The 13,766-nt window shown below is 60.2% G+C and carries 10 protein-coding genes; all 10 read right to left on the reverse strand.

The window, feature by feature from the left end:
* Window positions 1–63 precede the first annotated feature (63 nt).
* Complete coding sequence (locus NW806_RS07820) at window positions 64–906, reverse strand: ABC transporter ATP-binding protein (protein WP_414410670.1); 843 nt, start codon at window positions 904–906, stop codon at window positions 64–66.
* Between the two features lie 34 nt (window positions 907–940).
* Window positions 941–2,932 carry a nitrate ABC transporter ATP-binding protein gene (locus tag NW806_RS07825; protein WP_414410653.1) on the reverse strand — a complete coding sequence of 664 codons (1,992 nt, stop codon included), beginning with the start codon at window positions 2,930–2,932 and terminating at the stop codon, window positions 941–943.
* Window positions 2,933–2,986: 54 nt separating this feature from the next.
* Complete coding sequence (gene ntrB / locus NW806_RS07830; protein ID WP_414393981.1) at window positions 2,987–3,940, reverse strand: nitrate ABC transporter permease; 954 nt, start codon at window positions 3,938–3,940, stop codon at window positions 2,987–2,989.
* A 133-nt stretch (window positions 3,941–4,073) separates the two neighbouring features.
* Window positions 4,074–5,396: a CmpA/NrtA family ABC transporter substrate-binding protein gene (locus NW806_RS07835; RefSeq protein WP_414410654.1), complete on the reverse strand. Its 1,323-nt coding sequence runs from the start codon at window positions 5,394–5,396 to the stop codon at window positions 4,074–4,076.
* 32 nt (window positions 5,397–5,428) lie between these two features.
* A complete protein-coding gene (locus NW806_RS07840; protein WP_414410655.1) occupies window positions 5,429–6,982 on the reverse strand; it encodes a ferredoxin--nitrite reductase in 1,554 nt (517 codons plus the stop codon).
* 176 nt (window positions 6,983–7,158) lie between these two features.
* Entirely contained in the window at window positions 7,159–8,058 is a 900-nt protein-coding gene (locus NW806_RS07845; RefSeq protein ID WP_414410656.1) for an ABC transporter substrate-binding protein, read from the reverse strand.
* Between the two features lie 32 nt (window positions 8,059–8,090).
* Window positions 8,091–9,410, reverse strand: a complete 1,320-nt coding sequence (locus NW806_RS07850) for an energy transducer TonB (RefSeq protein WP_414410657.1) — start codon at window positions 9,408–9,410, stop codon at window positions 8,091–8,093.
* A 46-nt stretch (window positions 9,411–9,456) separates the two neighbouring features.
* Window positions 9,457–11,886: a TonB-dependent hemoglobin/transferrin/lactoferrin family receptor gene (locus NW806_RS07855; protein WP_414410658.1), complete on the reverse strand. Its 2,430-nt coding sequence runs from the start codon at window positions 11,884–11,886 to the stop codon at window positions 9,457–9,459.
* Between the two features lie 63 nt (window positions 11,887–11,949).
* A complete protein-coding gene (locus NW806_RS07860) occupies window positions 11,950–12,783 on the reverse strand; it encodes an ABC transporter ATP-binding protein (RefSeq protein WP_414410659.1) in 834 nt (277 codons plus the stop codon).
* A partial coding sequence (locus NW806_RS07865; protein WP_414410660.1) for a FecCD family ABC transporter permease occupies window positions 12,780–13,766 on the reverse strand: 987 nt, incomplete at its 5' end. The genes NW806_RS07860 and NW806_RS07865, both read right to left, overlap by 4 nt.

The raw sequence follows: 13,766 nt of genomic DNA on the forward strand, positions 1-13,766 counted from the left end.
AGCCTGCTGCTTAGCCTGCTGCTGAAGGGGCGACGGAGGTTGGTGCCCAGAGGCCGTCATGGCTTAATCCAAGACATGGGCAAAGCGACGGTAGAGAAAGTCGAGGGCAGAGTGGCGCAGCTCGTAAAACTCAGGCATTTCCAGGATACGGGAGCGGATGCGCGGTCGCTCGAAAGGAATGGTCAAGATCTCGCCAATACGAGCAGCAGGGCCGTTGGTCATCATCACCACCCGGTCTGATAGATAAAGAGCCTCGTCGATGTCATGGGTAATCATCAAAACCGTGCAGCGGTGATCCCGCCAAATGGCTAGCAGCTCATCCTGGAGCTCTTCCTTGGTGATGGGATCCAAGGCCCCAAAGGGCTCGTCCAGTAGCAGCACTTCGGGGCGAACGGCCAGAGCGCGCGCAATGGCCACCCTTTGCTTCATGCCGCCAGAAAGCTGCTTGGGCCGCTTGTGGGCTGCTTCGGCCAGACCCACGAGTTCCAGGTGTTCCTGAACGATTTCCCTTTTCTCTCTGGGGGATTTATCGGGATAGACCTGATCCACCACCAGATAAACATTTTCAAAAGCTGTCAGCCAAGGCAAAAGGGAATAGTTCTGAAACACCATCATCCGATCCGGCCCTGGAGCAGTGATGGGCTGGCCCTTGAGGGTAATGGACCCGGACGTTGGAGCAGAAAACCCGGCCACCATGTTGATCAAGGTGGACTTACCACAGCCGGAGTGGCCAATAATGCAGACGAATTCCCCGGCAGCTACTTCCAGATTGATGTTTTCCAAGGCAACAAAGGGCCCTGCCGCAGTCCAGTAGGTCTTGCCCACATTCTGAAGACGCAGAAGAGGCAGCCCTGCGGCAGAAATTGTTGAAGACGAGGGCGAGGAAGATAGGCGAGAGCTGGTCATCATGGCGTTTTCGGGTTGAGTAAGGTAACAAAAGCTAAACTTCGCTAAGCCGGTAGTTCTGCAGCTTCGGCTCCTGCCCTATGGCCACCGACTCCAGGTAGGCAATGGGATCCTCGCCATCAAAGCGGGATCCATCGCCAAAGAGCAAAGCTCCACGGTCGTGGGCCCGATCCGGCAGCCCCAGGTCGCTGGCAGCTAGGGCATAGGTCTTGTCGTCTAGCACTTGCTCGAGGACAGAAACCCAATTGCGAGGAAAAGCGCAGAGGCCCCAGCGAGCCATCTGCGTCAGGATCCAAAGGTGCTCCAATCTTTCCGGACAGGTGTTGCGCCCGTTGGCAAACTGATGGAAACCGACAATCACTTGCGATTCATCGGCAATTCCCCGCTGCAGGACACCCCTCCACCCCGGCTGCAGATCCTCCAGGGCCGCGCCCACATACTGAGGCTGGGCCAGCCACTCCAGGATCTGGGGACGGTGCTGCGGCTGATCGCAGTAGTGGCAAGCCTCCAGTAACGCCTTGACCAGAGCCACGTGGGTGCGGGGGTAGCTTTGGGCCCAGTCCTGGCGCACTGTTAGGACTTTCTCGATGTGGCTGGGCAAGATTTCGGGAGTGGTGGTGACGATGAACCCCAGCCCTTCCCTAACGGCGCGGGAGTTCCAGGGCTCGCCCACGCAGTAGCCATCGATGTTGCCGGCCTTGAGGTGGGCCACCATCTGCGGCGGCGGGATCACTGTCAACGTGACGTCGCGATCCGGATCCACCCCTCCGCTGGCCAGCCAGTGCCGCAACAAGAAGTTGTGCAGGGAAGCTGGGTGAACCACCCCCAGGGTAGGGACGGCCTCTGGGGTTTGCCTTAGGTAGTTGCCAAGATCCCAGGGGCTAAAAACCCCCTGCAACAGAAGTCGACGCCCAAAGGTAATGGCGCTGCCGCCGCGGGAGAGGGTTAACGAGGTTACCAAAGGCACCAGCACTCCCCCCACTCCCAGAGTGGACGCCAACGGGATCCCGGCCACCACCACAGCCGCATCCAGCCGACCGGAGCGGATCCCTTCCCAGATGGTCTTCCAGCCCGGCTCCCGCACCAGGGTGACCTGTTCCAGACCGTGCTTTTGAAACAGGCCTTTTTCTTGGGCCACCACCAGAGGGGCGCAGTCGTTGAGGGGCACAAAGCCAATTGCCAAGTTGACTTTTTCCAGCCCCCCCTTGGCGATGGCCACGCGGGTGAGAGTTTTCTGGCGGGCCCGCTTTTGCTGGTTGAGAAAGTAGATCATCTCGCCCCGCAGGCTGTAGTACTCGGGGTGATTCACCACTTCCAGGCGGTGGCGGGGGCGGGGAAACGGGATTCGCAAGATCTGGCCGACGCGGGCCTCAGGGCCATTGGTGAGCATCACCACTCGATCCGAAAGCAGAAGCGCCTCGTCCACATCGTGGGTCACCATGACGCAGGTGAGCTGCTCGGCCTGGGCAATCTCCATCAGTTGCTCCTGCAGGCTGCCGCGGGTAAGGGCGTCCAGGGCCCCGAACGGCTCATCCAACAGCAGTACCCTGGGGCGAATGGCCAAAGCCCGGGCAATGGCCACCCGCTGTTTCATCCCCCCCGACAGATGGGCCGGACGCTTGTCGGCTGCCCCCTGCAGCCCCACACGCCGGATGTGCTCTTCCACAATCTGCTTCCGCTCCGCTTTGGGAAGGGATCCCAGCACCTCGTCTACGGCTAGAGCAATGTTTTCCCGCACCGTCAACCAGGGCAGCAGGGAATAGTTCTGAAACACCACCATGCGATCCGGCCCGGGATCCGTCACCTGCCGGCCCTCCAAGAGAACACCGCCCCGGGATGGCTTCTCTAAGCCGGCAAGGATATTGAGCAAGGTCGATTTGCCACAGCCGGAGTGGCCAATGAGCGAGACAAACTCCCCTTTTTGGATCTCTAGATGGACGTCTCTCAGGACAGGGTAGACTTCTCCATTGTCTAGAAGAAAATCTTTGTCTACATGATCAACTTCGATGTAGGGCTGGGTCTTCATAAGGCTACCTAAGGGATTCCTTGAAATAGATTGTTGGGAGCAGGAAAACTTAGCCTAGTGATCTTCGCTCACCACCAGCGAGCCAATCCAAGCCGTGATGCGATCCAACAACAGTCCAACTAGGCCAACATAGACCAAAGCTAGAATAATCTCGCTAACGCGGGAGCTATTCCAGGCATCCCAAATGAAGAATCCAATGCCCACGCCGCCAATTAACATTTCTGCTGCCACAATAGCCAGCCAAGACAGGCCCACCCCAATGCGCAAGCCAGTAAAAATGTAGGGCACGGTTGCCGGGAAGACGATCTTGAAGAAATACTTCCAGCCAGACAGACGCAGAATTCTGGCCACATTGCGGTAATCCTGTGGGATCCGCTGCACGCCAGCGATGGTGTTGATCAAAATAGGCCAGAGGGCAGTGATGAAGATAACAAAAATGGCGGAAGGATTGGCATCGCGAAAGGCGGCCAAGGAAATGGGCAGCCAGGCTAAAGGTGGCACTGTGCGCAGCACCTGAAAGATGGGATCCAAGGCCTCGTAGAGCCAGCGGTTAACCCCAATGATCATGCCGCCCACGACCCCCACCAAGCCGGCCAGGGCAAACCCAATGAACACCCGCCGCAAGCTGGCCCAAATTTGCCAGAACAGCCCTTTAGCATTGCCACCATAGTCAAAAAAGGGATCTTTAATGAGGGGATCCCAAGTGTCCTGCCAAACTTGGAGAGGTGTGGGCAAGTTGGCTCCCGGCCGGCTATAGGCAATTTGCCAGAGAATGAGCAGGATTAGAATGGCCGTGGCGGGCAACAGAATGCGGCGCAGCACCTTGTAAACCTGAACCCGTTGCCGCCAAGCAAAGGTAGAGCTAGCGGGTGAACCAATGCCGGCGTTGGCCTGAAGAGCAAAACCTGGGCCAGTTTTCAGCAGCCATTGTCCTAGGCCAGCCAGTAGGGAAAGGAAGATCCGCAAGAGGTGGTAGCTCAACTTTAGGGCGGATTCGGGAAGTCTCATAGTCTACTAGGAGTGAGGTTGAAGTTAGCTTAGAGGGATCCCAAGAGAGAAGGGGTTCAACTTGAACACTCTAGGTAGAAGTTGGCGGATCCCTTCTCTCCTGGGCAGTTACCAACTCAGGCAAGTCAGCAAGTTAGGCCAGCTTCTTAATCGCCAACTTCTCCAGATAGGCGGCAGGATTTTCGGGATCGAACTTCACCCCATCGAAGAAGGTTTCCACGCCGCGGGAGGTGCTGGGGGGAATAGCAGCCTGCTGGCCAATGGCTTTGGCGGCCTCGCGCCAGAGATCTTCTCGGTTGACCTTATTCACCAAAGCTTTGGTATCGGTGTCAGCAGGCAGGTAACCCCAGCGGATGTTTTCCGTCAAGAACCAGAGATCGTGGCTCTTGAAGGGGTAGGAAGCACTATTTCGCCAGAACTTCATCAAATGGGGGCTGTTCTCAACAACCTTGCCGGTGCCGTAGTCGAAAGTGCCTTTGGCGCGGCCCAAGATATCCGCTACGGGAACCCCCAACCAGCGACGGTTGCTAATGATGCGGCACATTTCTTCTTTGTTTTCCATCTGATCGCACCAGATCTGGGCTTCTAGGATTGCTTTCAACAGGGCCAGGGTGGCTTTTGGGTGCGCATCTGCCCAGTCGGCCCGTAGGGTAAAGGCCTTTTCTGGGTGGCCGTTCCACAGCTCGCCGGTGGTGATGGCGGAATATCCCTCTTTTTGGTTCACCAGTTGGGCGTTCCAAGGCTCGCCCACACAGAAAGCTTGCATGGTCTTGGACTTCATGTTGGCCACCATTTGCGGAGGCGGCACCACAATGAGGGAAACATCGCGAGTGGGATCAATCCCGCCTGCCGCCAGCCAATAGCGCATCCACATGTCGTGGGTGCCGCCGGGGAAGGTGACCGCACACTTGGGCTCTTTGCCGGCTGCTCGCAACTCGGCAAACTTGGCTTTGAGGGGGGAACTATCCAAGCCAATTTTCAGATCCCGATATTCGTTGGAAATGCTGATGCCTTGACCGTCGAGATTTAAGCGGGCCAGGAGGTACAGGGGTACCGGCTTGCCGTCAGTAATTTTGCCCGTGGTGATGAAGTAGGGCATGGGACTGAGAATGTGCGCCCCATCGATGCCGCCGGCGGCGGATCCCAGCACCAAGTTGTCGCGGGTGGTGCCCCAAGAGGCCTGCTTGACCACCTCCACGTCTTTCATGCCGTACTTGGCAAAAAACCCCTTCTCTTTGGCAATGATGAGGGGGGCAGCATCGGTGAGGGCGATAAATCCCAGCCTGACCCGCGTGGTTTCTGGGGTATCAGCCTGAGCTACCCAGTAGCCCTGGCCCAAGGATTGGGATTGGGCGCGGGGGATCCCAGCCGTAGCTGCTCCAGCTGCAAGGGCAGCTGCTCCAGCCAAAAACTGGCGACGGGAGATGGGAGAGGAAGTGTTGAATAGCTTAGACATCACAACCTCCAAAATTTCGAACGACGAACTGCCTAGTAGGTCATCAAGGGGGAAGCAGAGGTCTGAGCAGCCGAGGGATCACGACGCGGCCTGGCCCCGAAGTGCTCAATCAGTAGCTCCACCAAGACGGGCTTGAGGTCTTCGCAAGGGATCCCTTGGCGCACGCATTCGCCCAGCTTGGCGTCTTTGCCCACTTCTCCTCCCATGTAGATGTCCACCGCCTCCACCGGCTTGCCGTCCTTGCGAACGGTGGTGCCCATGAGGCCAATATCGGCCACCTGGGGCTGGCCGCAGGAGTTGGGACAGCCTGTCCAGTGGATGCGCACCGTTTGAGGAATCTCCAGCTCAGCTTCCAGCTCTTCCATCAGGGCCACGGCGCGGTTTTTGGTCTCGATGAGGGCAAAGTTGCAAAACTGGTTGCCCGTACAGGACACCAACCCCCGCTGCAAGGGTCCCGGGTTGGGGGAGAACTTTTTCAAGAGCGGCTCTTGGAGAAGCGGCCCCACCCGCGAGTCGGGCACATTGGGGATGAGCACGTTCTGCTCCACCGTTAGCCGCAGCTCTCCGGAGCCGTACACCTCCGCCAAGCGAGCCAGCTCCCTCATCTCCGGGACGTTGAGCCGCCCGACGGGCACGTGCAGGCCTACAAAGTTAAGGCCCAGTTGCTTTTGGGCGTGTACTCCCAGCAGATCCCGCTTGTGCCAGACCACCTCGTCTTTTTCCGCCGCTCTGGGCAGAGGGTGGCCAATCTGCTGCTCCACCGCCACCCGAAACTTCTCCAGGCCCCACTCGTCAATGAGCCACCTCAGCCGTGCCTTTTGCCGGTTGGCCCGCAGGCCGTGATCCCGATAGACCAGCAGCACCGCCTCACATAGAGGAACCACATCGCGGGGATCTACCCAAACGTCCAGCCCGATGGCCTCGGCACAGCGGCGGGCCGAAAAAAAGCCTCCCACCAAGACGTTGAAGCCCAGCTTGCCCTCTTTGAAAGCAGGCACAAAAGCCAGGTCATTGATCTCGGCATGCACCGAGTTGTCGCGACAACCGCAGATGGCGATGTTGAACTTGCGCGGCAGGTTGGTGAAGGAAGGGTTGCCCTCGCCGTTGTTGGTTACCATGTCCTGCACTTTGCGGGTGAGGCCACGCACGTCGATCAGCTCATCCGGGTCGATACCGGCCAGAGGGGATCCCGTGATGTTGCGCACGTTGTCCATGCCTGACTGGATGCTGGTCAGGCCCACCTCCTTGAGTTGCCGCAGAACCTGAGGCATGTCCTCAATGGGAATGCCCCGCAGTTGCAGGTTTTGCCGAGTGGTGATGTCGGCTACGCCATCTTGGCCGTAGGGGCGGAGGATCTCGGCCAACTTGCGCATTTGGCCGCTGGTCAGGATCCCATTGGGCAGGCGCAGCCGCAGCATGAACTGGCCAGGGGTGCGCTTGCGAAAGAAGATCCCCAGCCACTTGAGGCGGTGATCTCGGTCGTCTTCGGGGATGTTCTCCCAGCCCATTTGGGCAAAAGCTTCCAGCTCGTCCTTAACCGCCAGCCCATCCTTCTCGCTTTTAAGGCGTTCAAACTGGTTCGCCATGATCGCTGCCGTGGGATGAACGCCGCCTATCCTAGCGATGACGAACCATTGACTTTGGTAGTTGGCGTTACACTTCTTAACGAGCTATGCGATTTCGGCATAGCTAAGTTGTGGTTTATGCATAGGAGAGGGGGATCCCCTTTCCCCTGCTAGGAAAAACAGCGTTTACTGCCCCTCTATCCCACCTTCAAAAGAACCCTAGCCAACTGCTCGCAGGCAACTCTAATTTTCTCCAAGCTACCGGGATTGACCAAGCCGTAGTAGTCAAATCCATAAACTTTCCCAGTTTGGACGGCTTGCAACCGATTCCAAAAGGGGCGGGAACGGAAAAACGCCAAGGGATCCGCCGCCTCCGGGTTGACCACCAGCAGAACTTCTGGGTTGGCTTCCAGGATGCGCTCTGCCGAAAGGGTGACGTAGCCCCGAAAAGGCCCTTGGCTTTGCAAGGTAGCGGTGAGATTGTCCGCGCCAAAGCGTTCCAGCAGATCCCCGGCCCAGCTTTGCCGGTTGGGAGAAAGAATCGGCTGGGTGCCCACCAAGAGCAAGGTTTTGGGTCGAACGCGGGGCAGTTCCTGGGGCAAAAGGGATCCATACTGCCGCAGCAAGGGATCGGGATCCGCCCCCAAAGCAGCAGCCAGGGTGGCAATCGTCTCTTCCAAAGCAGCCCAACTGTCCACGCGGGTGAGGTAGGTGGGGATCCCCAGCTCCTGCAGCCGTTCTGCCAGAGCCTCGTGAAAGCCACTGGCCCCCACCACCCAGTCCGGTTGTAGGGCCACAATCTGCTCCAGGTTGGGTTGGTTGCCCAGCCCCAGGCGGGTCAAGCCTTGGAAGCGGGGATCCTCCTCCAACAAACGACTGGCAGGGATCCCCACCAACCTATCGGGGGCCAAGCGATAGAGGATATCGGCAGTCAAGGTGGTGAGGCTGACTACCCGACGAAAAGGACTCTGTCTTGCTGACAGGAGTGGCTCCTGAGGGATCCGACCTTGGGCTTGGGCCAAACGCCCCATTCCCCAGGCCCCCACGCTGGCCAGACCAAAGGCAAACAGTTGACGGCGAGAAAGACGAGACAGCATAGACAATCTCCAAAACAATTCCCAAACAGCAATCAATTGAGGGTGAACTGGATGGGCACCACCACCCAAGACTCGATGGGGACGTTGTTTCTCAAGGCCGGGCTGAATTCCCACCGCTGCACCGCCTCCTGCGCTGCCCTATCCAGGGCGGGAAACCCACTGGAAGAGGCGATCTCCACCTGCTGCACCTGCCCCTGGGCATTGACCTTGGCCCGCAGCAGCACCTGCCCCTGTTGGCCGAGACGGCGAGCTTGAGGGGGGTAGGGGGGCGGAGGATTGCGACCGGGGATCGGGCGGGCCAGGATGTCCGGCTGGGGGTTGGCAGCCACTGTCGGTGGGGAGGAACTGGGGGTGGCAGGTGTTGGGGCAGAGGAATGGGGTTGGGCTGCACCTATACCGCCAGGTGTCCCAGTTTCAGGATCCCTTGGCCCCAATCTGCTCTCGCTGCCGGGGGAAGGCGGAGCGGCGGCAGTCTTTACGCTGGAACGGATCCCTTGGATCAAGGGGGTAAAGCGGGGCAGAGGGGTGCTTGAGGTAACCGGGGCGGAGGTGAGTGGAGTCGCTGTAGAGGTGGGGGTAACCGCCGGAGTTGGGGTGGGCTGTTGTGGCGGAGGAGTGGGTTGCGGGGTGGCTGTCGGTAATGGGGTCAGTGGAGGAGTAGGGGTGGGTTCTGGCTTTGCCGTGGGAATGGGTGTAGGGGTCGGTGGAGGCGTAGGGGTCGGAGTTTGCAGGGCCAGCAAAGATTCAGCCTCCGGGATGGCTGGCATCTCGATCTCTTGGGGCACAGGCTCCGGTGGGGATAGATCGTCTGCAGGGGGCGATTCCGGGGCCGGGCCGGGCGGCTCTGCTGTTGGCTCTGGTGGGAGAGATTCTATGGATTCTGAATCCGGTTCGAGCAACTGTGGCTCGGGATCCTCCAGCAAAAGCGTGACTGGGATCCGGAGTTCTGCGTCTGATAAAGGCCGGGATCCCCACCAAGCCAGCCCCAGCAGCGCCATCAGGTGCAAGAGGAGGGAAATCAACCCCTCCCAGCGCAGCGGTCGGGGATCCCTGGCTCGCAGGTGGAGGACGGTCCCCGGCGGCTCTTCCCCCTCCTGGCAAGCTGTCCAGAGGGCAGCCCAGCTATAGCCGGCCACCCAAGCCTCTTGCAGCAGCTCCTCGGCACACTCCAGCCAGCCGCTCTCTCTTGCGCCAGCCCAAAGCCACAACGCCAACCAAGCCAGCCCCGCCTCCCAGGCCATGCCCGCCTGCTGCCAATACCACCCCTGCAGTCGCCACAAAAGCTGGGGACAGGACTTCCGAAGAAGAGAGAGGGATCCCTTGGGGGTGCGGGCAGGTGGCTCGGCAAGCATCGGTTAGAGCAGGATCCAGAGTAAACACGGCCTCGGGTCTTGGCCCCTAAAACCGGGTGGAAAAACTGAGCGCAGCATGCCGTCCCGGCTGGGCCAGCCGTTCCACTTCAGGGCCGACAAAGAGAGAGCGGGTTTCGGAGTAGAGAAAATACTTTTCATCAAAGAGATTGAACACCCCGAAATTCAATTGCCAGTTGTCGTCCAGGTTGTAGTAGCCCAGCAGATCCACCACGGTGTAGCCCTTGGGCACAAACGGAATTTGAGGTGGAGCGTTGGGGTTCGGTTGCACTACCTCCCGTTGCGGGTCGCGGGGATCCGCCACCAGCGTGGCCACCAACCTGGCTCCCCAGATCTGGCTGGGATCGTCGTAGTGCAGTCCCAGTACTGCCGTCAGTGGCTCAATGGAAAGGAGGGGTTTGTTTTCGGTGAGGTTATCCCCCACCGCCCAGGCAAAGCTGCCATTGAGGCTCCAGCCGGTCAAATCGGGGCTGAAGAAGTACTGCCCGGTGGCTTCTACACCATAGATGCGGGCCCGACTGACGTTCTGGCTCTGAAAGAGAGTCACCGGTGGAGGTGGCGGGCTCCCTGGCGGGCCGGGGGGTGAAGGCTCGGATCCCACCGCCCGGAAAGCCTCGATAAAGTCGTTGTAGGTGTTGTAGTAGGCGGCCAAGCTAAAGCTGGCCTGGGGGTAGATCCCCCGCAACCCCACTTCAAAGCCTTGGCTGGTTTCCGGTCGCAAGTTGGGATTGGAAAGGGTGCGGTAGCGGAAGAAGGGGCTGACCAGGTTGGTGAAGCCGCTGTTGATTTCGTTGTACTGAGGGGCCCGAAAACCGGTGTTGTACTGGGCCGTAAAGGTGAGGTTGGGATTAATCCTCCACACCAGGCCCACCTTGGGAGAAATGGCATCGGCAAACAGGCTGGCGGCTTCTGCCCCACTTTTCAAGAAGGCTTCGTCAGGGCTGGGGGTGAGGCGGTAGGTGTCGTAGCGGATGCCGGGGATGAGGGTAAAGTTGCCGCCCCCAAAGTCGATCTCATCTTGCAAATACAGCCCAAAGCGCACGGTATCGGAGTCGGGAAAATCTTTGGTGGGAAAAGTGTCCGGGGGGATGTTTTGGGTGACTGCCCCGGTCAGCAGGTTGGTTTGGAAGCGGTTGCGGGGACGTTCGTTGCGGGTGGTGGAGATCTCCATTCCATACACCAAGCGGTGGGAGAGATCCCCGGTTTGGAAGCGGCTCTGGGCCTGTACGCTGGCTCCCAGAATGTTGCTGACCAGCTCGTTGAAGGTATCCCGACGCACAGGCACGGGCCGACCTTGTACCGTGAGGGTGCGTTCTTCCACGCTGGGCTCCTGGGTGCGGGCCGGCTGGTAGTAGATCTGGACGGTGGCCAGCTCAAAAGCGGGGGTATCGGGGTTGGCGTAGCGATATTCCAAGCTGAGGCGGCTGCGCTCGGTCTCAATGGTCTCCCTGAAAAAGCGGATGCTGGGATCCAGGTTGCGGGGCGAAAAGGTGGTGGTGGTGCGGTTGTTGAAGTATTCCGCCGTCAGGGTGAGGCTGTCAAAGGGACTGAAGCGATAGACCAGCTTGGCCAGAACATTGTCTCCCTCCACCGTCTGCCGATCCTTGAAACTGGGATCCGCTTTAATATCCGGCTCTCTGGCGTCGCGGCGAGTGTAGATGAGCAGGGCCTCTAAGTTATCCTGCCGACCCGCCAAGCTAAGGGTGTTGACGTACCCTTGGTTTTTGCTGTCGTACTGGCTGGACAGGCCCACATGGCTGTCCCGTTCCCCCAGCAGATCGGCTGGATCCAGGGTGGTGTAGGTCACCACACCCCCCAGCGCGTCGCTGCCGTAGAGGGTGGAGGCGGGGCCGCGGATAATTTCTACAGTTTTCAGGGTCTCCAGCTCAAAGGTATCCCGGCCAATGGTGAAGGGGCCGAAGGAAAATCGCTCCGGCTGGCGGATCCCATCCACCTGGATCAACACCCGGTTGGCGTCGAGGCCGCGGATGTTGAAGTCCTGCAGGCCGTAGCGAACGCTGCGCCGCACGCTTACCCCCGGCTCGTAGCGCACCAGATCCTGAATGTTTTGAACCAGCTCCCGCCGCAACCGCTCCCGGTCGATGACGGTAATGCTGGCGGGTGAGTCGGCCAAAGTGCGCTCGGTGCGAGTACCGGTTACGGTGACCTGTTGCAGGTTAAAGATCGGCGTGCCTTCCTGCTGGAGAGCCCGAAGTTCGGCCTGTAGCCGCTCCACCTCTGCCTGATCCCCCCGCCGGCGAGCAGCCTCTATTTGCGCCTCCAGCTCCCTAATCTGCTCTTGCAAGGTGGTCGGCGCAGGAGTGGCCTGGGCCAACAGCGGCGGAGTTGTCGAATCAGGGATCCGGGCATTGGGCTGAGCCTGGGACAGGGATCCCCAGCCCACTCCCAAACTCAACCCCAAACTCACCACCCGCCACCAACGACCGTTCACGCGCATAACCTCTCAGACTCCTCAAATCCACCCCAGGAAAAACTCACTCCAAACCGGACAAACCCTCCCTCAGCCCCCTGACACCGGCAGGGAGAGGAGCCTTGCTGCCGCTGGAGCTGTGCTGCGCAGGGGGCAAAGCTGGGGCCCTACCGGAGTCGAGATCCACTCCACCTCCAGGCCAAACACCTGTCGCACCCGGCTGGGGGTCAACACCGCCAAGGGAGACCCCAGGGCCTGCATCTGGCCGGATCCCAGCAAGGCAATCTGCTCGCTGTAGCGAATGGCCAAATTCAGGTCGTGCAGCACCGTAACTACCGTCAGGCCCTGCTCCTGCTTCAGCCGTTGCAACAGCTCCAGCAGCTCCAGTTGGTGGCGCAGATCCAAAAAGGTGGTGGGCTCATCCAACAGCAACACCTGCGGCTCCTGCACCAAAGCCAACGCCAGAAAAGCCCGTTGCCGCTCGCCCCCCGAAAGGGTTTCCACCCGCCGCAGCGCCAGGGATCCCAGTCCCGTCTGCTCTAGAGCCCACTCCACCCGCTGCCAATCGGCCCGCGTCAACTGCCACGCCCACCAGGGCTGGTGGGGAGAACGCCCCAGACTGACCAATTGCCGCACCGTTAGCCCTGCCGGGATCCTCGGCTGCTGCGGCAAAAGAGCCAACTGCCGGGCCACCTGCTTTGGAGTGAGTTGAGCGTGCAGATCCCGACCGCCCAAGTACACGCGCCCAGCTTGGGGAATCAGAACCCGACTCAACAGTCGCAGCACCGTCGATTTGCCCGAACCATTGGGGCCGACAATGCTCAGCCATTCCCCCTTTTGCACGCTGAAGCTCACTTGTCGCACCACCGTCCGGGATCCGTAGCCCCCGCTCAAATCCTCGACCTGCAGGATGGGCTCTCTCATCGCCCTGCCCCCTGCTGCCACAGCAGCCAGCCGAAAAAGGGAGCCCCCATCACAGCGGTGACAATCCCCACCGGCAGCTCTATCGGGCCCAAACGGCTCAGGATGTCGGCACCGCTCAGCAGGGTCGCCCCTGCCAAGGCAGAAAGGGGCAACAGCCAGCGGTAATCGGATCCCACCCCCTGCCGCACCATGTGGGGCACCACCAAACCGACAAAGCCGATCAACCCCCCCACACTGACGGCGGTTGCCGCCAGCCAAGCCGCCACCAGGCCAATCACCACCCGCGTCCGCGCCAGAGGGATCCCCAAGCTCACCGCCATCTCTTCCCCCAAGCTCAGCAGGTTTAAAGCCCGCGCCTGCCCCCATCCCAATCCCAAGCCGACCAGGATATACGCCCCGGCCACCTGCACCTCTGGCCAGCCCCGCCCGCTCAAGCTGCCGATCAACCAGGTGAGAGCCACCTGCACCCGGTCATCTGCCATCAACAACAAGGTGGAGCTAATGGCCCCAAACAGGGCGCTGACGGCCACCCCCGCCAAGATCAGCCGCTCCACCGCCAGTCCCGAGGGAGTACGCGCCAACCCGTACACCAACACGGTAGTCAGCACCCCGCCCACCCAAGCGGCCAGGGGCACCCAAGCCGTCCACTCTCCCAAGGTGAGCAACCCCACCGCCGCCAGGCCCGCCCCCGCCGAAATGCCCAGCAGGTAGGGATCCGCCAGCCCATTGCCCAGCATCCCCTGCAACAGGGCCCCTGCCATCCCCAGAGCCGCCCCCAGCAACTGGGCCAAGAGCGCCCGCGGCAGCCGCAACTGCCAAACAATCGTCTGCCGAATGGGATCCCCCTGCCCCCACAGGGCTTGCCAGAGTTCTGGGAAAGTCATGGGAACGGATCCCAAAGCAATCGAGACCAAAAGTACTAGGAAAATGAAACTCAATAGCAAACAGGTCAAACCGATTGGCGAGAGCAGCCGCTTTCTTTG

Origin of the sequence: Synechococcus sp. W65.1, assembly GCF_047461615.1 — a bacterium.
Lineage (GTDB): Bacteria > Cyanobacteriota > Cyanobacteriia > Thermostichales > Thermostichaceae > Thermostichus.

Coding starts and splice junctions, on each gene's coding strand:
- NW806_RS07820 (WP_414410670.1), bottom strand. CDS start 906: ATGACCAGCTCTCGCCTATCTTCCTCGCCCTCGTCTTCAACAATTTCT.
- NW806_RS07825 (WP_414410653.1), bottom strand. CDS start 2,932: ATGAAGACCCAGCCCTACATCGAAGTTGATCATGTAGACAAAGATTTT.
- ntrB (WP_414393981.1), bottom strand. CDS start 3,940: ATGAGACTTCCCGAATCCGCCCTAAAGTTGAGCTACCACCTCTTGCGG.
- NW806_RS07835 (WP_414410654.1), bottom strand. CDS start 5,396: ATGTCTAAGCTATTCAACACTTCCTCTCCCATCTCCCGTCGCCAGTTT.
- NW806_RS07840 (WP_414410655.1), bottom strand. CDS start 6,982: ATGGCGAACCAGTTTGAACGCCTTAAAAGCGAGAAGGATGGGCTGGCG.
- NW806_RS07845 (WP_414410656.1), bottom strand. CDS start 8,058: ATGCTGTCTCGTCTTTCTCGCCGTCAACTGTTTGCCTTTGGTCTGGCC.
- NW806_RS07850 (WP_414410657.1), bottom strand. CDS start 9,410: ATGCTTGCCGAGCCACCTGCCCGCACCCCCAAGGGATCCCTCTCTCTT.
- NW806_RS07855 (WP_414410658.1), bottom strand. CDS start 11,886: ATGCGCGTGAACGGTCGTTGGTGGCGGGTGGTGAGTTTGGGGTTGAGT.
- NW806_RS07860 (WP_414410659.1), bottom strand. CDS start 12,783: ATGAGAGAGCCCATCCTGCAGGTCGAGGATTTGAGCGGGGGCTACGGA.